This is a genomic window from Streptomyces sp. SCUT-3, from assembly GCF_014083985.1.
GTDB lineage: Bacteria > Actinomycetota > Actinomycetes > Streptomycetales > Streptomycetaceae > Streptomyces_H > Streptomyces_H thermolineatus.
In genome coordinates, this window is the sequence record NZ_CP046907.1 from 5,248,202 (window position 1) to 5,267,217 (window position 19,016).

At 74.2% G+C, this 19,016-nt stretch carries 19 protein-coding genes and 1 pseudogene; 14 read left to right on the plus strand and 6 right to left on the minus strand.

Features of this window, described 5'->3' with window-relative positions; translation table 11 throughout:
- Nucleotides 1-121: 121 nt before the first annotated feature.
- Together GQS52_RS23105 and GQS52_RS23110 are read right to left on the minus strand one after the other, a co-directional pair.
- Nucleotides 122-337, minus strand: coding sequence for a DUF1918 domain-containing protein (locus GQS52_RS23105; protein ID WP_182315249.1), 216 nt, complete (start codon nt 335-337; stop codon nt 122-124).
- A gap of 75 nt (nt 338-412) precedes the next feature.
- The gene (locus GQS52_RS23110; protein WP_259370930.1) at nt 413-1,174 is read right to left on the minus strand and encodes a hypothetical protein; all 762 of its coding nucleotides are present in this window, start codon (nt 1,172-1,174) and stop codon (nt 413-415) included.
- A gap of 236 nt (nt 1,175-1,410) precedes the next feature.
- Between GQS52_RS23110 and argC the strand changes: the two genes are divergently transcribed.
- The 6 genes from argC (at nt 1,411) to argH (ending at nt 7,983) form a co-directional block, all read left to right on the plus strand.
- The gene (argC, locus tag GQS52_RS23115) at nt 1,411-2,439 is read left to right on the plus strand and encodes an N-acetyl-gamma-glutamyl-phosphate reductase (protein WP_182315250.1); all 1,029 of its coding nucleotides are present in this window, start codon (nt 1,411-1,413) and stop codon (nt 2,437-2,439) included.
- A complete protein-coding gene (gene argJ, locus GQS52_RS23120; RefSeq protein WP_182315252.1) occupies nt 2,436-3,614 on the plus strand; it encodes a bifunctional glutamate N-acetyltransferase/amino-acid acetyltransferase ArgJ in 1,179 nt (392 codons plus the stop codon). Before argC ends, argJ begins: the two co-directional genes overlap by 4 nt.
- Nucleotides 3,611-4,534, plus strand: coding sequence for an acetylglutamate kinase (gene argB / locus GQS52_RS23125; protein WP_182315253.1), 924 nt, complete (start codon nt 3,611-3,613; stop codon nt 4,532-4,534). Before argJ ends, argB begins: the two co-directional genes overlap by 4 nt.
- The gene (locus GQS52_RS23130) at nt 4,531-5,775 is read left to right on the plus strand and encodes an acetylornithine transaminase (RefSeq protein ID WP_182315254.1); all 1,245 of its coding nucleotides are present in this window, start codon (nt 4,531-4,533) and stop codon (nt 5,773-5,775) included. The genes argB and GQS52_RS23130 overlap by 4 nt, the downstream gene beginning before the upstream one ends.
- Nucleotides 5,772-6,374, plus strand: coding sequence for an arginine repressor (locus tag GQS52_RS23135; protein WP_259370931.1), 603 nt, complete (start codon nt 5,772-5,774; stop codon nt 6,372-6,374). Before GQS52_RS23130 ends, GQS52_RS23135 begins: the two co-directional genes overlap by 4 nt.
- Nucleotides 6,375-6,522: 148 nt before the next feature.
- Nucleotides 6,523-7,983 (plus strand): argininosuccinate lyase, encoded by a 1,461-nt coding sequence (argH, locus tag GQS52_RS23140; protein ID WP_182315256.1) that lies wholly within the window; start codon nt 6,523-6,525, stop codon nt 7,981-7,983.
- 76 nt (nt 7,984-8,059) lie between these two features.
- On the opposite strand, the gene GQS52_RS23145 is transcribed toward argH, so the two are convergent.
- Nucleotides 8,060-8,695: a lysophospholipid acyltransferase family protein gene (locus GQS52_RS23145; protein WP_182315258.1), complete on the minus strand. Its 636-nt coding sequence runs from the start codon at nt 8,693-8,695 to the stop codon at nt 8,060-8,062.
- Nucleotides 8,696-8,959: 264 nt separating this feature from the next.
- On the opposite strand from GQS52_RS23145, the gene GQS52_RS23150 reads away from it, so the two are divergent.
- The 3 genes and pseudogenes from GQS52_RS23150 to GQS52_RS23160 all read left to right on the plus strand — a co-directional run bounded on the left by GQS52_RS23150 (nt 8,960) and on the right by GQS52_RS23160 (nt 11,405).
- Nucleotides 8,960-10,150 (plus strand): glycerophosphodiester phosphodiesterase, encoded by a 1,191-nt coding sequence (locus GQS52_RS23150; RefSeq protein WP_182315260.1) that lies wholly within the window; start codon nt 8,960-8,962, stop codon nt 10,148-10,150.
- Nucleotides 10,151-10,483: 333 nt separating this feature from the next.
- A pseudogene (locus tag GQS52_RS23155) lies at nt 10,484-10,687 on the plus strand (winged helix-turn-helix transcriptional regulator); the annotation flags it as partial.
- A gap of 214 nt (nt 10,688-10,901) precedes the next feature.
- Nucleotides 10,902-11,405, plus strand: coding sequence for a GNAT family N-acetyltransferase (locus tag GQS52_RS23160; protein WP_182315262.1), 504 nt, complete (start codon nt 10,902-10,904; stop codon nt 11,403-11,405).
- Between the two features lie 190 nt (nt 11,406-11,595).
- Here GQS52_RS23160 and GQS52_RS23165 read toward each other — a convergent pair whose 3' ends face one another.
- A complete protein-coding gene (locus GQS52_RS23165) occupies nt 11,596-12,006 on the minus strand; it encodes a hypothetical protein (protein ID WP_259371184.1) in 411 nt (136 codons plus the stop codon).
- Nucleotides 12,007-12,073: 67 nt separating this feature from the next.
- On the minus strand, nt 12,074-12,442 hold the full coding sequence (locus tag GQS52_RS23170; protein ID WP_182315264.1) for a hypothetical protein: 369 nt from the start codon (nt 12,440-12,442) through the stop codon (nt 12,074-12,076).
- Nucleotides 12,443-13,083: 641 nt separating this feature from the next.
- On the opposite strand from GQS52_RS23170, the gene GQS52_RS23175 reads away from it, so the two are divergent.
- The 3 genes from GQS52_RS23175 to GQS52_RS23185 are packed head-to-tail and all read left to right on the plus strand — an operon-like array spanning nt 13,084 to nt 15,752.
- On the plus strand, nt 13,084-14,127 hold the full coding sequence (locus GQS52_RS23175) for an ATP-binding cassette domain-containing protein (RefSeq protein ID WP_182315265.1): 1,044 nt from the start codon (nt 13,084-13,086) through the stop codon (nt 14,125-14,127).
- Nucleotides 14,124-14,861, plus strand: coding sequence for a methionine ABC transporter permease (locus GQS52_RS23180; protein WP_182315266.1), 738 nt, complete (start codon nt 14,124-14,126; stop codon nt 14,859-14,861). Before GQS52_RS23175 ends, GQS52_RS23180 begins: the two co-directional genes overlap by 4 nt.
- Before the next feature lie 57 nt (nt 14,862-14,918).
- Nucleotides 14,919-15,752: a MetQ/NlpA family ABC transporter substrate-binding protein gene (locus GQS52_RS23185; RefSeq protein WP_182315267.1), complete on the plus strand. Its 834-nt coding sequence runs from the start codon at nt 14,919-14,921 to the stop codon at nt 15,750-15,752.
- A 94-nt stretch (nt 15,753-15,846) separates the two neighbouring features.
- On the opposite strand, the gene GQS52_RS23190 is transcribed toward GQS52_RS23185, so the two are convergent.
- The gene (locus GQS52_RS23190) at nt 15,847-16,617 is read right to left on the minus strand and encodes a class I SAM-dependent methyltransferase (protein ID WP_182315268.1); all 771 of its coding nucleotides are present in this window, start codon (nt 16,615-16,617) and stop codon (nt 15,847-15,849) included.
- A 137-nt stretch (nt 16,618-16,754) separates the two neighbouring features.
- On the opposite strand from GQS52_RS23190, the gene GQS52_RS23195 reads away from it, so the two are divergent.
- Nucleotides 16,755-17,351 carry a GNAT family N-acetyltransferase gene (locus GQS52_RS23195; protein ID WP_182315269.1) on the plus strand — a complete coding sequence of 199 codons (597 nt, stop codon included), beginning with the start codon at nt 16,755-16,757 and terminating at the stop codon, nt 17,349-17,351.
- A 199-nt stretch (nt 17,352-17,550) separates the two neighbouring features.
- Nucleotides 17,551-18,771, plus strand: coding sequence for a precorrin-6y C5,15-methyltransferase (decarboxylating) subunit CbiE (gene cbiE / locus GQS52_RS23200; RefSeq protein ID WP_182315270.1), 1,221 nt, complete (start codon nt 17,551-17,553; stop codon nt 18,769-18,771).
- Nucleotides 18,772-19,016: the final 245 nt, after the last annotated feature.

The window sequence follows — 19,016 nt, forward strand, 5'->3', positions numbered from 1 at the left end:
CCGCGGAGGCGCCGGGCAGGTCGGGGCGCCGGGCGGAGGCGCCCGGCAGGCAGGGGCGGACTGGGCGGACGGGGTGGTGCCCCGGCGGGACGGGCCCGCCGGGGCATCCGCGCGTTGTGCCTCACATGCCTTGAAGGTTTCCGGGGCCCTGCCGCGGGTGGTGCTGCACCACCGAGTCGGGGCCGGGGGAGAGGAGTGCCTCGTGGCCGTCCTCGAAGCGGACCCGGAACGGCGGGTCGCCGTGCTCGCCGAGCACTTCGACGACCTCGCAGGTGCGGTCGTGCTGTCCGACCGTCCTGCCGTGCATCACCAGGGTGTCACCGACGGATGCGTGCATGGTGTGCCTCCTGCCGGGAGGGGACTCGAAGCGGTCGCGCGGCCATTGTAGGCACGGGGTCATTTGTCCGGCCTGTCATGAGAGCGGATGGCCTGTCGGCGGGTTCGCCCGCAACCGGCCGACAGGGTGTGTCCCGTCGGCGGGGTGCCGGTCGGCCGCCCGGTGGAGTTCGAGGAGGTGCGGGCTGTCGAGGCGTGCGTCGTCGACGCGGTCGCGCACGTCGGTGAGGAGCCAGTCCAGCAGTTCCGCGGTGGCGTGGTACTCGTCGTAGAAGCCCATGCGCAGGTCGGTGATCTCGAACTCGTACATCACGTCGTCGACGAGATCCGCGAGGTGTGCGTCGGCGGCCGGGGCGCGGGTGGCGGTCCACGCGTCCAGCCAGGGACGCAGGCTGTCGGTGGCGACGGTGACGAAGCCGAGGGTTCTCCTGACGGGGACGGGGCTCGGGCAGGTGTGCAGGGTGGCCCGCCACCAGGCGGACCAGACGTCGCGGAGCGCGTCGGCCAGGGGCGCGTCCCAGGTGGTCCAGCCCGCCTGGACCAGACGGGAGGCGATGAGGTCCTCGTCGACGTGGAGCCGGCCGGTGACGACGGGGCGGACGATGCGCGGGGCGAGGCGGCGGTAGAGGCGCGGGAAGTCGTCCCAGTGGCCTGGCGTCCTCGCGGCGACGGAGGACACCAGGCCGTCGGGGACCAGGTGCACCGGCCCGGAGAGTGCGGTGAGGTCCTGCCGGTCGTAGCAGTGCGTGCACCCCGTGACGGGGGAGGGCTCTTCGGAGGCGAAGGCGCGGTCCATGGCGTCGAGTGCTGCCAGGAGCTGCTGCCGGGGGCTGGGCATGGGCGGCCTGCCGGGGGGCTCCGTCCGGGTGACCGGCGAAGGTCGCACGCTACCAGGCGGCGCCCCTGGCCGGCCGGGTGTTCCGGTGGCCGCCGTCCCGCGTGCCGGGCCGGGGCGGACCGGCACGCTCGCGGGACGGGTGAGGGAGTGGTCTCACCGGGTGACGGGTCCGACCCGAAACGTATTGCATAGAACTGCACTCCACCGTATAGTCATGCTGTCGACGAGGAGGAGCGATGGCACTACGCGCAGCCGTGGCAGGAGCGAGCGGGTACGCGGGAGGCGAGGTACTGCGCCTGCTGCTGGGTCACCCGCAGGTGGAGATCGGGGCACTCACCGGCGGCTCCAACGCGGGCCGACGCCTCGGCGAACTGCAGCCGCACCTGCTCCCGCTCGCCGACCGCCTCCTGGAGTCGACCTCCGTCGAGGTGCTCTCCGGCCACGACGTCGTCTTCCTGGCCCTGCCGCACGGGCAGTCCGCGGCCGTCGCCGAGCAGCTCGGCGACGAGGTCCTCGTGGTCGACTGCGGCGCCGACTTCCGGCTGGAGGACGCGGCCGCCTGGGAGAGGTTCTACGGCTCCGCGCACGCCGGCACCTGGCCCTACGGCCTGCCGGAGCTGCCCGGCGCCCGGGACGCGCTCAAGGGGACGAAGCGCATCGCCGTCCCCGGCTGCTACCCCACGGCCGTCTCCCTCGCCCTCTTCCCCGCCTACGCGGCGGGGATCGTCGAACCCGAGGCGGTCGTGGTCGCCGCCTCCGGCACCTCGGGCGCGGGCAAGGCGGCCAAGCCGCACCTGCTCGGCTCGGAGGTCATGGGGTCGATGAGCCCCTACGGCGTGGGCGGCGTCCACCGCCACACCCCCGAGATCGCGCAGAACCTCTCGGCCGCGGCGGGCGAGCCGGTCACCGTCTCCTTCACCCCGACCCTGGCGCCCATGCCGCGCGGGATCCTCGCCACCTGCAGCGCGAAGGCCAGGCCCGGCACCACCGCGGAGCAGGTGCGCACCGCCTACGAGCGGGCGCTGGAGGCGGAGCCCTTCGTCCACCTCCTCCCGGAGGGGCAGTGGCCGGCCACCGCCGCGGTGTACGGCTCCAACTGCGCGCTGCTGCAGGTCGCGCTCGACGAGGCCGCCGGGCGCGTCGTCGCGATCAGCGCGATCGACAACCTCGCCAAGGGCACCGCCGGCGGCGCGGTGCAGAGCATGAACATCGCCCTCGGACTCCCCGAGGAGCTGGGACTTTCCACGATCGGAGTCGCACCGTGAGCGTCACCGCCGCCAAGGGGTTCACCGCCTCCGGCGTCGCCGCCGGCATCAAGGAGTCCGGCGGGGCGGACCTCGCCCTCGTCGTCAACGAGGGGCCCCGGCTCGCCGCCGCGGGAGTCTTCACCTCCAACCGCGTCAAGGCCGCGCCCGTGCTGTGGTCCCAGCAGGTCCTCAAGGGCGGGCAGGTCTCCGCGGTCGTCCTCAACTCCGGCGGCGCCAACGCCTGCACCGGGCCGCAGGGCTTCCAGGACACCCACGCCACCGCGGAGAAGGTCGCCGAGTCCCTCAACGCGGCGGGCCGCGACGCCACCGGCGGCCACAGCGCCGGCGAGGTCGCGGTGTGCTCCACCGGCCTGATCGGCCTGCGCCTGCCGATGGACAGGCTGCTGCCCGGCGTCGACAAGGCCGTCGCGCAGCTGTCCGAGCACGGCGGCGAGAAGGCCGCCATGGCCATCATGACCACCGACACCGTCCACAAGACCGCCGTCGCCGGCGGCGAGGGCTGGACGGTCGGCGGCATGGCCAAGGGCGCCGGCATGCTCGCCCCCGGCCTGGCCACCATGCTCGTGGTCCTCACCACCGACGCCGACCTGGACTCCGCCGACCTGGACAAGGCGCTGCGCGCGGCCACCCGCACCACCTTCGACCGGGTCGACTCCGACGGCTGCATGTCCACCAACGACACCGTGCTGCTGCTCGCCTCCGGGGCCTCCGGCGTCACGCCCGGCCACGAGGAGTTCGCCGAGGCCGTGCGCGCGGTCTGCGCCGACCTGGCCCGGCAGCTGATCGGCGACGCCGAGGGCGCGTCCAAGGACATCCGCATCGAGGTGGTCAACGCTGCCACCGAGGACGAGGCGGTCGAGGTCGGCCGCACCATCGCCCGCAACAACCTCCTCAAGTGCGCCGTGCACGGCGAGGACCCCAACTGGGGCCGGGTGCTCTCCGCCATCGGCACCACCTCCGCCGCCTTCGACCCCGACGAGATCGACGTCGCGATCAACGGCGTGTGGGTGTGCCGGAACGGCTCGGTCGGCGAGGACCGCGACCTGGTCGACATGCGCTACCGCGAGGTGCGCATCACCGCCGACCTCGCGGCCGGCGACGCGTCCGCCGAGATCTGGACCAACGACCTGACCGCCGACTACGTCCACGAGAACAGCGCATACTCCTCATGAGCGACAAACCGGCGCAGGCCACTGCGCGCAACCACACCGCCCTGCCCAAGGCCCGCACCCTCATCGAGGCCCTGCCCTGGCTCGAGCGCTTCCACGGCAGGTGCGTCGTCATCAAGTTCGGCGGCAACGCCATGGTCGACGACGAACTCAAGCGCGCTTTCGCCCAGGACGTCGTCTTCCTGCGCTACGCCGGCCTCAAGCCGGTCGTGGTGCACGGCGGGGGGCCGCAGATCAGCGCCCACCTGGAGAAGCTCGGCCTGGAGTCCAGCTTCACCGCGGGCCTGCGGGTGACCACCCCCGAGACCATGGACGTGGTCCGCATGGTGCTCTCCGGCCAGGTCCAGCGCGAACTGGTCGGGCTGCTCAACGAGCACGGGCCGTTCGCCGTCGGCATGACCGGCGAGGACGCCCACACCATGACCGCGGTCAAGCGCTACGCCGAGGTCGACGGCGAGCAGGTGGACATCGGCCTGGTCGGCGACATCGTCGAGGTCGACACCGGGGCCGTCCAGGCGCTGCTCGACGACGGCCGCATCCCGGTCGTCTCCAGCATCGCCCGCGGCGCCGACGGCCACGTCTACAACGTCAACGCCGACACCGCCGCCGCCACCCTGGCCGCAGCCCTGCAGGCCGAGAAGCTCGTCGTCCTCACCGACGTCGAGGGCCTGTACGCCGACTGGCCGAACAGCGACGAGGTGATCAGCCAGCTGACCGTCGGCGAGCTGGAGAAGCTGCTGCCGGAGCTGGCCACCGGGATGGTGCCCAAGATGGAGGGCTGCCTCAACGCGGTCAAGGCGGGGGTGGGCAAGGCGCACGTCCTCGACGGGCGGGTGCCCCACGCGCTGCTGCTGGAAGTGTTCACCGACGAGGGCATCGGGACCCAGGTCGTCCCGGACCCGGACGGGGGAGTCGACGCATGACCCACGACGCGCAGGCCGCGCCCACGACGGCCGCCTCCGCCTCCGCCAACGACGCCGTGCTCGGCCGCTGGCGGGGCGCGCTGATGGACAACTACGGCACCCCCCGCCTGCCCCTGGTGCGCGGCGAGGGCGTCCACTACTGGGACGCCGACGGCAATCGGTACACCGACTTCATCGGCGGCATCGCGGTCAACGCCCTGGGCACCGCCCACCCGGCGGTCGTCGCGGCCGTGACCGGGCAGATCGGCCGCATCGGGCACGTGTCCAACCTCTTCGTCGCCGAGCCGCCGGTGGCGCTGGCGGAGCGGCTGCTCCAGCTGTTCGGCCGCGACGGGCGGGTCTACTTCTCCAACTCCGGCGCCGAGGCGGTCGAGGCCGCGTTCAAGATCGGCCGGCGCACCGGCCGCGTCCACATGGTCGCCACCGAGGGCGGCTTCCACGGCCGTACCATGGGCGCGCTGGCCCTGACCGGGCAGCCCGCCAAGCAGGACCCGTTCCGGCCCCTGCCCGGCGACGTCACCCACGTGCCCTTCGGCGACACCGAGGCGCTGCGCGCGGCCGTCACCACCGACACCGCCGCGGTCTTCCTGGAACCGATCCAGGGCGAGAACGGCGTGGTCCCGGCGCCCGAGGGCTACCTGGAGGCGGCCCGGGAGATCACCCGGGCCACCGGCACCCTGCTGGTGCTGGACGAGATCCAGACCGGCGTCGGCCGCACCGGCCACTGGTTCGCCCACCAGGCGCTCGGCATCGAACCCGACGTCGTCACCCTCGCCAAGGGGCTCGGCGGCGGACTGCCCGTCGGCGCCACCGTCGCCTTCGGCGAGGCGGCCGGGCTGCTCACCCCCGGCCAGCACGGATCCACCTTCGGCGGCAACCCGGTGGTGTGCGCCGCGGCACTGGCCGTCCTCGACACCATCGCCGCCGACGGACTGCTGGAGCACGTCAAGCGCACCGGGGAGCGGCTGCGGCAGGGCATCGAGGCCCTCGGCCACCCGCTGGTCGACCACGTCCGCGGAGCCGGGCTGCTGCTGGGCGTCGTGCTCACCCGGCCCCTGGCCCCCCGGGTGCAGCAGGCGGCCCAGGACGCGGGCTTCCTGGTGAACGCCGCGGTCCCCGGCACGGTGCGCCTCGCCCCGCCCCTGATCCTCGGGGACGAGGAGGTCGACGCGTTCCTCGCGGCCCTGCCCGCGGTCCTGGACGCGGCGGCCGGGGACGGCGAGGAGGCCGACCGACGATGACCGCGGCACAGGGCAACGGCACCGGCGGCCCCGACGGGAACGGCGCGGTCAACGGGAGCGGCACGGGCAACGGCGGCAACGGCGGCAACGGCGGGCCGAACGTCCCGCAGACGCGCACTGCCCGGCACCGCCGGATCGTGGACATCCTGGGGCGGCAGCCGATCCGCTCGCAGAGCCAGCTCGCCAGGCTCCTGGCCGAGGACGGGCTGAGCGTCACCCAGGCGACGCTCTCGCGGGACCTCGACGAGCTGGGCGCGGTGAAGATCCGCAGCACCGACGGCGAGCTGATCTACGCGGTGCCCTCCGAGGGCGGCTTCCGCACCCCGCAGGCACCGCTGGGCGAGTCGGTCAAGGAGGAGCGGATGGCCCGCCTCGCGGGCGAGCTGCTGATCTCCGCGGAGGCCTCGGCCAACCTGGTCGTCCTGCGCACCCCGCCCGGTGCCGCCCAGTTCCTCGCCTCGGCGATCGACCAGGCGGAGACCCACGACATCCTGGGCACCATCGCCGGGGACGACACCGTGCTGCTGATCAGCCGGGACCCGGCAGGCGGCCAGGCACTGGCCGACCACCTCCTCGGCCTGGCCGAGAAGTCCCGCTGAGGGGGGCGGGGGCCGTCTGGCGCGGCCCCCGCCCCGCCCCGCCGCACCACGCTTTGCGCCCTCCCTTGCGCCATCCTTTGCACCACCCCCTTTGCACCACTCACCCGCACCACCCGAACCGCCCGCACATCTCGTTCCAGGAGCACCGGTGACCGACGGCACGCAGACCCCCCAGACCGGCAGCGGCGACCCCGGCGGCGACGTCCGCCTGTGGGGCGGCCGGTTCGCCGACGGACCCGCCGAGGCGCTGGCCAAACTGTCCGCCTCGGTGCACTTCGACTGGCGGCTCGCCCCCTACGACATCGCCGGGTCCCGCGCCCACGCCCGCGTCCTGCACAAGGCCGGCCTGCTGACCGCCGACGAGCTGTCCCGGATGCTCGACGGACTCGACCGGCTGGAGGCCGACGTCGCGGACGGCTCCTTCACCGGCACCGTCGCCGACGAGGACGTGCACACCGCCCTCGAGCGCGGCCTGCTGGAGCGCCTCGGCCCGGACCTGGGCGGCAAGCTGCGCGCCGGCCGCTCCCGCAACGACCAGGTCGCCACCCTGTTCCGGATGTACCTGCGCGACCACGCCCGCACCATCGGCGGGCTGCTCGCCGAGCTCCAGCAGGCGCTGGTCGGGCTCGCCGAGGCCAACGCGGACGTGGCCATGCCCGGCCGCACCCACCTCCAGCACGCCCAGCCGGTGCTCTTCGCCCACCACGTCCTCGCGCACGTCCAGGCACTGGGGCGCGACGCGGAGCGGCTGCGCCAGTGGGACGAGCGCACCGCCGTCTCCCCGTACGGCTCCGGCGCGCTGGCCGGGTCCTCCCTCGGCCTGGACCCGCAGGCCGTCGCCGCCGACCTCGGCTTCGAGCGCGGCTCGGTGGCCAACTCCATCGACGGCACCGCCTCGCGGGACTTCGTCGCCGAGTTCGCGTTCGTCACCGCGATGATCGGCATCGACCTCTCCCGGATCGCCGAGGAGATCATCATCTGGAACACGAAGGAGTTCTCCTTCGTCACCCTCCACGACGCCTTCTCCACCGGGTCGTCGATCATGCCGCAGAAGAAGAACCCGGACATCGCCGAGCTGGCCCGCGGCAAGTCCGGCCGGCTCATCGGCAACCTCACCGGCCTGCTCGCCACCCTCAAGGCCCTCCCGCTCGCCTACAACCGCGACCTGCAGGAGGACAAGGAGCCGGTCTTCGACTCCTGCGACACCCTCGAGGTGCTGCTGCCCGCCTTCACCGGCATGGTCGCCACGCTCACCGTCAACCGCGAGCGGATGGAGGAACTGGCCCCGGCCGGCTTCTCCCTGGCCACCGACATCGCCGAGTGGCTGGTCAAGCAGGGCGTGCCGTTCCGGGTGGCGCACGAGGTCGCCGGCGAGTGCGTCAAGGTCTGCGAGGCGCAGGGCATCGAGCTCGACGAGCTGACGGACGAGCAGTTCGCCGCCATCTCCGAGCACCTGACCCCCGAGGTGCGCGGGGTGCTCAACGTCCGCGGCGCGCTGGCCTCCCGCGACGGCCGCGGCGGCACCGCCCCGGTGCGGGTCGCCGAGCAGCTCGCCGAGGTCCGCGCCGACCTCGCCGTCCAGTTCGCCTGGGCCACTGCCGGGCGCTGACCGCCGAGGCCCGCGCGACGGCGAGGGGCCGGGGTCCGTGATCGGACCCCGGCCCCTCGCCGTCGTCGTGCCCGGCTCAGGCCGCCTTCGCCTTGGCCTTCGTGGCGTAGATGTCCACGTACTCCTGGCCGCCGAGCCGCATCACCTCGGTCATGACCTCGTCGGTCACCGCCCGCAGGACGTAGCGGTCGCGGTCCATGCCCTCGTAGCGGGAGAAGTCCAGGGGCTCCCCGAAGCGCACGGTGAAGCGGTGCAGCCGGGGGATCCCGGCCCCGCCCGGCTGGATCCGGTCGGTGCCGATCATCGCGCACGGCACGACCGGGGCCCCGGTCATCAGCGCCAGCCGGGCCACGCCGGTGCGGCCCCGGTACAGGCGCCCGTCGGGGGAGCGGGTGCCCTCGGGGTAGATGCCGAAGACCCTGCCCTCCTCCAGGATCCGGCGCCCGGTCTGCAGGGCGGCGACACCGCCGCGGCCTCCGTCGCGGTCGACCGGGATCATGCCCACCGAGGTGAAGAACAGCGCCATCAGCCTGCCCTTGACCCCCTTGCCCGTGACGTACTCGTCCTTGCCGATGAAGTACACCTGCCGCTTGACGGCCAGGGACAGGAACATCGAGTCGATGAAGGTCAGGTGGTTGCCGGCGAGGATCACCGGACCGGTGGCGGGGATCCGCTCCGCCCCCTCGATGCGCGGCCGGAACAGCACGTGCATCAAAGGTACGAGAATCGCCTTCAGCAGCCTCCGGAACACGGCCCCTCCATCGCTTCGTCTGTACACCCGTGCAGGTGGGACGATACTCACTTCTCCCGCCGTCCCGCGTGCCGGGCCCGCCGGGCGCGGGCGCGCGTCGGCTCCCGTTCGCCGTCCGTTCCGCACGCGCTCTCCCGCGCGCCACACCAACGGCCCTACGATCTGCGGGTCTTCGGCAGCCGCCGGGCAACGGGTCCGGCGCGACGGCACCGACGAGGAGCGCGGATGACGCAGGGGAAGCAGCACGGGCGGGACGGCGGCACCGGACCGGGCCGCAGGACGCTGCTGGCGGGGGCCGCGCTCGGCGCGGCGGGCCTGGTCGCGGCCGGCGCCGGTACGGCCGCGGCCGTACCGGCGGCAGGGGCCGCCGCCGGTACGGAGCGGGGCGCGGGACGCGGCGGCAGCCGGCTGCCGGTGCCCGCCGTGGTCGCCCACCGGGGGGCCAGCGGCTACCGGCCCGAACACACCCTGGGCGCCTACCGGCTCGGCCTCGACATGGGCGCCGACATCATCGAGCAGGACCTCGTCCCCACCAAGGACGGGCACCTGGTGTGCCGTCACGAGAACGACATCACCGGCACCACGGACGTCGCCGACCACCCCGAGTTCGCCTCCCGCAGGACCACCAGGACCGTCGACGGCACCGAGCTGACCGGCTGGTTCACCGAGGACTTCACCCTCGCCGAGCTCAAGACCCTGCGGGCCGTCGAGCGCATCCCCGACGTCCGGCAGCGCAACACCCTCTACAACGGCCGCTGGGAGGTCCCCACCTTCGAGGAGGTCCTCCAGTGGGCCGAGGCGGAGGGCCGCAGGCGGGGGAAGGCGGTGTGGCTGCACGTCGAGACCAAGCACCCCACCTACTTCCGCAAGCTCGGCCTCGGCCTGGAGGAGCCGCTGGCGAAGCTGCTGCGCCGCTACGGCCGGCACCGCGCGAACTCCCCGGTCTTCCTGCAGTCCTTCGAGCCCGGCAGCATGCAGCGGATGAACGAGCTGGTCGACACCCCGACCGTCGTCCTGCTCTCCGGCGCGAACACCCGCCCGTGGGACTTCGTCGAGGCGGGCGACCCGCGCACCGTCGCCGACCTGATCACCCCCGAGGGCCTGGAGTGGATCGCGGGATTCGCCGACGGCATCGGCCCCACGGCCTCCCTCGTCGTGCCCACCACCGGGGGCAGGATCGGCGCGCCGACCGCCCTCGTGCGCGACGCCCACGCCGCCGGCCTGGTGGTCCACCCCTACACCCATCGCAACGAGAACGCCTTCCTGCCGGCCTCCCTGCGCAGGGGCACCGACCCGTCGGCCTACGGCGACGCGTTCGCGCTGCTGGAGGCCTACTTCGAGGCCGGCGTCGACGGGCTCTTCTCCGACAACCCCGACACCGCGGTCCTGGCCCGCGACGCCTTCCTGGGCCGGTGACCGGCCCGCGGCGGCGGTGACGGCCCCGGGGCGCCGCCTTCCGGCCCCGGGGCCGCCCGCCCGGGGCGGCTCGTCCGCCCGGGGCCGGACCGGTCCTGCCCGGGGTCGCCCGGCCGCCCGGCACGGTCCGGCGCCGCCCCGCCGCTCCCGGCGACGGTCCCCTTCGGGGGAAAACCGGGCGCGGGGGGCAACCGCCGGCTCCCCCGGCGGGTTGGGGCGGTCGTGAACCGCCGTCGCCGCCCGCGCCCGTCCCCGCTCCCGCCGGCCACCGGGACGGACGGGCCCGCCCCCTCCGTGGAGGACCAGGCGCTGGACGCCGTCCTCCACGGCCACCTGCGCGCGGTGGTGCCCCTCCTGCCGGGCCGCTGCCCCCTGCTGATCACCGCCCTGCTGGACCGGCCCGGGCTCACCTACCGCGAGATCGCGGAGGAGTTGGGAATCTCACAGGGCAGCATCGGGCCTGTTCGCTCCCGATGTCTGGAATGCGCCCGGCGGCTGCTCGCCGCGCGGGGTTGGACCACCGGCGCGCCGGGGTAGTCCGGGGGGTGAACGACCGGTGGCGGACGCCGTCGGCCCGGTCGGGGCCGGCCGGTGCCGGCCGCGGGCGGGGGCCGCCACCGCGTGGCCCGAACGTCCGTGCGACCATCGGCGTGACCGGAAGCGGCCCGTCCGCCTCCGGTCCAGGGCATGTGCCCCGGGCGCACCACCCTCATCCGCCGCGCCCGGGCCGACCAGGAGGAGGCCTGCGCGCATGGGCATGAGTGTGAGCATCTCCGCGGCGACCGCGGACGACGCCGAGAGGATCTTCCAGCTCCAGTACCTGTGCCACCAGAGCGAGGCCGAGCTCTACGGCGACTACGGCCTGCCGCCGCTCGTCCAGACCCTGGGCGAACTGCGCGGCGAGCTGGCGGCCGGGCAGGTCCTCGTGGCCCGCCTGGGCGAGGAGGTCGTCGGCTCGGTGCGGGCCGCGGTGGACGACGCGGGCACGGCACGCATCCACGGCCTGGTCGTGCACCCGCGGATGCAGCGCCACGGCCTCGGCGGCCGGCTGGTGACCGCGATCGAGGAGCGGCTGGCCGCCGTCGGCGCCCGGCGCTACCGGCTGGCGGCCGGGCACCGCAGCGAGCACACCCTGCGGCTGTGCCGCGGCCTCGGCTACGAGACGGTGGGCACCGAGGAGGCCGGCGGACGCCTGCGCCTGGTGACGCTGGAGAAGGCCGTGCGGGCGGAACCGCTCGCGGCCGCGGGCGCGTAGCGGGGCCGCCCCGGGCAGGGCAGCGCGGCGTGCTCCGGCAGGGCGGAGCGACGTGCCCGCCCGGGCCTTCCGGACTGCGGGGCCCCGCGGCCGTCCGGGCCGCGGAACCGCGACGGCCGCCCGGGTCCCGGAACCGCGACGGCCGCCCCCGCCGGGAGGCGGGAGCGGCCGTCGGGGAAGCCCGCGGGGGTCATCCGGCGGGGCGTGCCGCGCCGTCCGTTCCGTCCCGGGGGGCCCGGCGCAGCCACAGCAGTCCGGCCACCGGAAGGACGAGCGGGATGAACAGGTACCCCATGCCGTAGTCGGACCACACGGTCGAGTCGGGGAACGCCTCCGGGTCCACGAGCGTCAGCGTGCCCACGATCAGCACGCCGGCCAGCTCCAGGGCGCAGCCCGCGGTGGCGATCCGCCGGGAGGTCCTCCCGCCGCGCACCAGCGCGACCAGGATCACGGCGTAGACGACGGCCGCGACCGCGGAGAGGGTGTACGCCAGCGGGGCCTCGTCGAACCGGGTGGCCAGCTGGTAGATCGAGCGGGAGCCCGCGCCGACGGTGAAGACCGCGTACAGGGCGACCAGCAGGCGGCCCGGCCCGGTGCCCAGACCCTCGCGCTGCTCCGGCTCCCCCTGCTGCTCCTGCCGTCGGGGCCCGTCCCGGTCGGGCCGTGCGTCAGGCACCTGCGCCTCCCCAGATGTCGTACAGCCGTACCTCCAGCACGGCCAGGACCACGGCGCCCGCGGCGACCGTCGCCGAGCCCCAGCGGGTCCGCTCGGCCAGCGACATGAAGCCGGTCGCCGGGACGGCGGCCGCCGCACCCAGCAGGTAGGCGACGAAGATCACGGTGCCGTCCTGCGGCCGCTCGCCGCCGGCCAGCTCGACCACGGCGACGACCAGTTGGGCCAGGACGAGCAGGGTGACGACGGCCATGCCGACGAAGTTGGCGTCCTTGGTGGGCCGGTCGCGCAGCGCGTCCGCGCCGCACCAGGCGGCCAGCAGCAGTGCCGCGACGGAGATCGCGAGGGTCAACGCGTCGATCACGACGGCCTCCGCGAGGTCCGCGGCGGGAAGGGGAGCACGGGCATGCGGCGACTCTATTACGGCGCCCCGGCCCGCTCTCGCGCGCCCCGGCGCGGCCCCGGACGGGGCTGCGGGAGGGGCCCCGGCAGAGCCGCGGGAGGGGCCGCGGGAGGGCGGTTCCGAGCATGATCGTCCGCATGGCGGACGGATCGCACCGCAGTTTGGGCGGGCGAACGCCTGTCTGTTTTACTGGGCCCATGACCACGACGCACCACGCCCACGCAGCCGCAGCGAAGCCGCTCGGTGCGCTCCGGACGTGCCGCATGTGCCGCGTGTGTCGAATGTGCGACTGCTGAGGGCCCCTGCCCGTACCTCGCGCCCCGAAGCGAGACCCCTCCACCGGTCCACGGCGGACGTGCCGTCCCCCGTCGCGCGCCTCCCGCGCCGGACCCGCGCACCACGGACATCCCCATGACCAGCATGCCCGCAGCCCCGTTCCTGTGCCGCTGCCGCCTCGCGCACGACCCGCAGCCGCCCGGCAGCCACCGCTGACCGAAAGCGGCACCCCGCCCCGCCCCGGGCACCGCCGTGCCGTGTTCCGACCGAGAACCCCGTGCCGCGGCCGAACACGGCCGCGCACTCGACAGTGACGGACATCCGAAGTGATCACCACGACCGGCCTGAAGAAGGTCTACCGCTCGCGCGGACGCGAGGTCGTCGCCCTCGACGGCGTCGACCTGCACGTGCGCGAGGGGGAGGTGTACGGCGTCGTCGGCCGCAGCGGCGCCGGCAAGAGCACCCTCATCCGGTGCGTCAACCTCCTCGAGCGCCCCACCTCCGGCACCGTGACGGTGGCCGGCCAGGACCTCACCGCCCTGGCCGGCGGCTCCCGGCGGGCCGGCGCGGAACTGCGCGCCGCCCGCAGCCGGATCGGCATGGTCTTCCAGCACTTCAACCTGCTCTCCAGCCGCACCGTCCAGGACAATGTCGAGCTGCCGCTGGAGATCCTCGGCCTCTCCGGCGCCGCACGCAGCCGCAAGGCGCTGGACCTGCTGGACCTGGTCGGGCTCGCCGACCGCGCCCGGGCGTACCCCGCCCAGCTGTCCGGCGGCCAGAAGCAGCGCGTCGGCATCGCCCGCGCCCTGGCCGGGGACCCCAAGGTCCTGCTGTCCGACGAGGCGACCTCCGCCCTCGACCCCGAGACCACCCGGTCGGTCCTGCAACTGCTGCGCGACCTCAACCGCCAACTCGGGCTGACCGTGCTGCTCATCACGCACGAGATGGAGGTCGTCAAGCAGATCTGCGACTCCGCCGCGCTGATGAAGGGCGGCCGGATCGTGGAGTCGGGAACCGTCCCCGAACTGCTGGCCGCGCCCGGCGGGGAACTGGCCCGCGAACTGTTCCCGGTCGGCGGCGTGCCGAGCGGACCGGGCGGCACCGTGATCGACGTGACCTTCCACGACGACAGCACCGGGCAGCCGGTGATCTCGCAGCTCGCCCGCACCTACAACATCGACGTCTCGATCCTGGGCGCCGCGGTGGAGACCGTCGGCGGCCGCCGCGTCGGCCGGATGCGCGTCGAACTGCCCGGCACCTTCGAGGAGAACGTCGTGCCCGTCGGATTCCTGCGCGAGCAAGGACTGCAGGTGGAGGTGGCGCCGGCCGGCGCCGCGCAGGCCGCAACCCCCGAGGAGAACTCCAAGTGACCTGGGCCGAGATGCAGCCGCTGCTCACACAGGCGGTGTGGGACACCCTCTACATGGTCGGCCTCGCCACGCTGGTCTCGGTGGCCGGCGGGCTGCCGCTGGGCATCCTGCTGGTCCTGACCGACCGCGGCGGGCTGCTGCGCAACGCGTTCGTCAACAAGGTCGTCGGCGCCGTCGTCAACGTGGGCCGGTCGCTGCCGTTCCTGATCCTGATGGTCGCCCTGATCCCCTTCACCCGGCTGGTGGTGGGCACCACCATCGGCGCCGAGGCCGCCGTCGTGCCGCTCGCCGTCGGAGCCGTCCCCTTCTTCGCCCGGCTGGTGGAGACCGCCGTGCGCGAGGTCGACCACGGCCTGGTCGAGGCCGTCCAGGCGATGGGCGGCAGCACCTGGACCGTCGTCCGCAAGGCACTGCTGCCCGAGTCCCTGCCCTCGGTCGTCTCCGGGCTGACCACCACCGTCGTCACCCTGGTCGGCTACTCCGCGATGGCCGGCGCGATCGGTGCCGGGGGACTGGGCGACCTGGCGATCCGCTACGGCTACCAGCGCTTCGAGACCGGCCTGATGCTCGTCACCGTCGCCGTCCTGATCGTGCTGGTCACCCTGATCCAGCTCGCCGGGGACCTGGCCGCCCGCAGCCTGTCCCACCGCGGCCGCTCCGAGTCCGCCGCCCCGCGGCTGCGCCTGCTGCGCGCCCCGGCGCGCGCCGAGGCCGAGCCCGCGAAAGCCTCCTGAACCTCCCGGCCCGACCGGGTCCCGGGACCCTTCCACCCATGGAGAAAGGCACTTTTCGTGCGTAACACCATCAAGACCGCTGCCGTCGCCGCCGTCACGGGGGCCCTCGCCCTCGGACTGACCGCCTGCGGCGCCGGCTCCGGCTCCGGTTCCTCCGACGCGGCCGACGGCCCGCTCGTCGTCGCCGCCACCCCCGTCCCGCACGCCGAGGTCCTCACCTACATCAGGGACAACCTGGCGAAGGACGCCGGACTGGAACTGGAGGTGAAGGAGTTCCAGGACTACGTCGCCCCCAACACCGCCACCGACGAGGGCTCGGTCGACGCCAACTACTTCCAGACCGCCCCGTACCTGGAGGAGTTCAACAAGGAGAACGGCACGAAGCTGACCCCGGTCGCCGAGGTCCACCTCGAGCCGCTCGGCCTGTACTCCGACAGCATCCGGTCGACCGGCGACCTCAAGGCCGGCGCGACCGTCGGCATCCCCAACGACGGCTCCAACGAGGCCCGCGCCCTCAAGCTCCTGGACGCCAACGGCCTGATCGAGCTCAAGGACGGCGCGGGGGAGAACGCCACCCCCAAGGACATCGCGAAGAACCCGAAGAAGCTGGAGTTCAAGGAGCTCGAGGCCGCCCAGCTGCCCCGCTCCCTGGCCGACCTCGACGCCGCGGTGATCAACGGCAACTACGCGATCTCCGCCGACCTGAACCCGGCCAAGGACGCCCTGGTGCTGGAGAAGGCCGAGAACAACCCGTACACCAACCTGCTGGTGGTCAACAAGGGCAACGAGGACGACCCGCGGGTGAAGAAGCTGGCGAAGCTCCTGACCTCCGAGGAGGTCCGGAAGTTCATCGAGGACAAGTACGACGGCTCCGTCGTCCCCGCCTTCTGATCAACCAGCTCCCGAGCAACCAGCTCCCGGCCGCCGCCGGCTCACCGCCGGCGGCGGCCGGGGCCGTGCCCGCTGCCCCGGGCCGGGGCCGGCCTCAGCCCAGCCGCCGCAGCCAGTAGACGTCGGTGGTGCAGGGCATCTCCAGCCGGTCGCGGCCCCTGGTCTGCGGATCGCCGTCCAGCACCGCCTCGACCTCCGCCCGCACCCGCGCCCGCCGCTCCTCGTCCAGCACCGCGATGTGGCTGGAGGACATCATCCGCTCCACCACGTCCCGCCGGGTGGTGGAGTGGGGGTTGGGCAGGTGCCGCTCCTGCATCGCCGACCAGCCCGGACGGCCCTCGACGGCCCGCCGCCAGCGGTCGTCCAGCGGGCTGGGCAGGTCCCGGGGCGCCAGGCGGAAGAAGACCTCCTGGTAGGCGCGCACCCACGGCACCGAGGTGTCCCAGGTGTTCCACACCAGGCCCAGCCCCCCGCCCGGCCGCAGTATCCGCTCCACCTCGGCGAGCGCCTGCTCCTCGCGGAACCAGTGCCACGACTGCGCGGCCACCACGGCGTCGGCGGAGCCGTCGGGCAGTCCCGTGTCCTCGGCCGTGCCGGCGGTGACCGCGACCCGCGGCAGGAACTCCGACAGCCGGGCCCGCATCCGCTCCACCGGCTCCACCGCCACCACCCGGGCGCCGGTCAGCGCCAGCAGCCTGGTGAACTTCCCCGTGCCCGCGCCCAGGTCGGCCACCCTGGCCCCCGGCACCAGCCCCAGGCCGTCCGCCAACTCCGCCAGCGCCGCGATGGGATAGGAAGGCCGCGAACGCTCGTACACGTCCGCTGCCCGCTGGTACCCGACTCCTGCTGCGTGGTGGACCGTCACGCGGGCAGACGGTAGCAGGAACCGACGATCACGGCGCGGGTGCGTCACCGCCGCCGGACCGGCGGTCCCATGCACTGCACAGGCGGCCGGACTTGGTGCCATGCTGTGCGTTCCCAGCAGATCGGTGAGGAGAGCACATGTCGTCAAGCTTCCCGGAGATCGCCATCACCACCGAGCGGCTGGTGTTGCGCGCCTTCGAGGACGATGACGTCCCCGCCCTGGTGGAGATGATGAACGACGAACTCGTCACGGCCTGGACCTCGGTACCGCACCCCTACACGGAGGAGCACGCCCGCGACTGGGTGCACCGGGGATCGGTGCTCGAGCGCACCGAGGGCAGGGGGATCGTCTTCGCGGTCACCGAGTTCCTCACCCAGCGGCTGGTCGGCACCGTCCACCTGTGCAACACCGACTGGCGCTGCCGCACCGCCGAGGCCGCCTACGTCGTCGCCCCCTGGGCCAGGGGCGAGGGGTACGGCTCGGAGGCGGTCCACGCCGCCGCCCAGTGGCTCTTCGACGACCAGGGGTTCGAGCGCCTGGAGATACGCACCGCCGCGGGCAACACCGCCTCCCAGCAGCTGGCCCAGAAGGTCGGCTGCACCAGCGAGGGGGTCCTGCGCAACGCCTGGATCGTCCGCCAGCCCGAACCGGACGGCAGCTGGTCCGAGGTGCGCACCGACCTGATCGTCTGGAGCCTGCTCCCCGAGGACATCGAGTCCGACCCCGTGCGCTGACGCCGCCCGCGCCCGCACCCCGCACCCCGCTGCCCGCGCCCGCGCCCGCGCCCGCGCCCGACGGGACCGCCGCCCGCCGCCGTACCGGCCCCGCCCGCCCGTCGACGCGCCACAGGGTCCGTCGCCGCCCCGTCGGGATACCCTCCTTCCCTACGGACAGCACTGCCGGCACCCGACACTTCCAGGAGACGCGACACACATGGCGGACCGGGTCACGGTCATCGGCTGGGACGGGACACCGCTGACCGCCGCGGCGCGGTCCGCGGTCGCGGCAGCCACCCTCGTGGCCGGCACCCGCCACCACCTCGCCCTGCCCGACGTCCCCGCGGCCGCGGAGCGGGTGCTCGTCGGCAGCCTGGAGCTGGCCGCCCGCAGGATCGCCGCCCACCGCGGCACCGCCGTCGTCTTCGCCGACGGGGACCCCGGGTTCTTCGGCGTCGTACGGGCCCTGCGCCGCCCCGAGCACGGGCTCGAGGTCGAAGTGCTCCCCGCGGTCTCCTCGGTGGCCGCCGCCTTCGCCAGGGCCGGCATGCCCTGGGACGACGCCCGCGTCGTCGTGGCCCACCGGCGCACCCTGCGCCGGGCGGTCAACGTCTGCCGCGCGCACACCAAGGTCGCCGTCCTGACCGCGCCCGGCGCCGGCCCCGCCGAACTGGCCCTGCTGCTCGGCGAGGTGCACCGCACCTTCGTCATCTGCGAGGAACTGGGCACCGACCAGGAGCGGGTCACGGTCATCACCTCGGACAAGGTCGCCGACCACCTCTGGCGCGACCCCAACGTGGTCCTGGTCATCGGGGGCAGCAACACGCCGGCCGGGCAAGCGGGCTGGATCTCCGGCCACAGCCCCGAGTACCCCGGCGACGTCCGCGGCTGGGCCCTGCCGGCGCACGAGTACGACGGTGAACCGCACCCGCGCACCCCGGCCGACGAGGCGTCCTCGCCCCAGTTGCGCGCGCTGCAACTGGCCCGCCTGGGCCCGCGCACCGGCGACCTGCTGTGGGACGTCGGATCCGCCGGGGGAGCCGCGGCGGTGGAGGCCGCGCGGTTCGGTGCGGCCGTCATCGCCGTCGAGCCGGACGCCGCCGCCTGCGCCCGGACCACGGCCAACGCCCGCCGGTTCGGCGTGCAGGTGCAGGTCGTCCACGGGACGGCGCCCGCCGTCCTGGAGGACCTTCCCGAACCCGACCTCGTGCGGATCGGCGGCGGGGGCGCGGCCGTTGCGGCGGCCTGCGCGGCCCGCAGGCCCGAACGCATCGTCGCCAGCGCGCTGACCAGGGACGAGGCCGAATCCGTCCGGGCCGCACTGGAGTCCGCCGGCTACATCACGGAGTGCGAACTGCTGCAGTCCGTCGGCCTGGACGGGCAGTGGGCCGAACGGGAGCGCAGCACCGCCTTCCTGATCTGCGGCCAGCGCGGCTGAGCCCCCGTCCGCAGCACGGACCGGGGACCGGACGCGGCCCGCCTGGCGGTAGGCTGGCGGATCGGCGTGGAAGGGGGCCGGCCGGTACTGCTGTACCGGCCGTACGGTGCGGCCGCGGGCCGACGTGGCGCACCCCACAGCACGGGGCGAGCGGTTCGGTTGGCCGCAGGACCCTGCGGCCAGGAAGAATGCAGGACATCTCGGGACGGTCGTGCCGGTTACCGTGCATGCTCGTTGTTCATGAG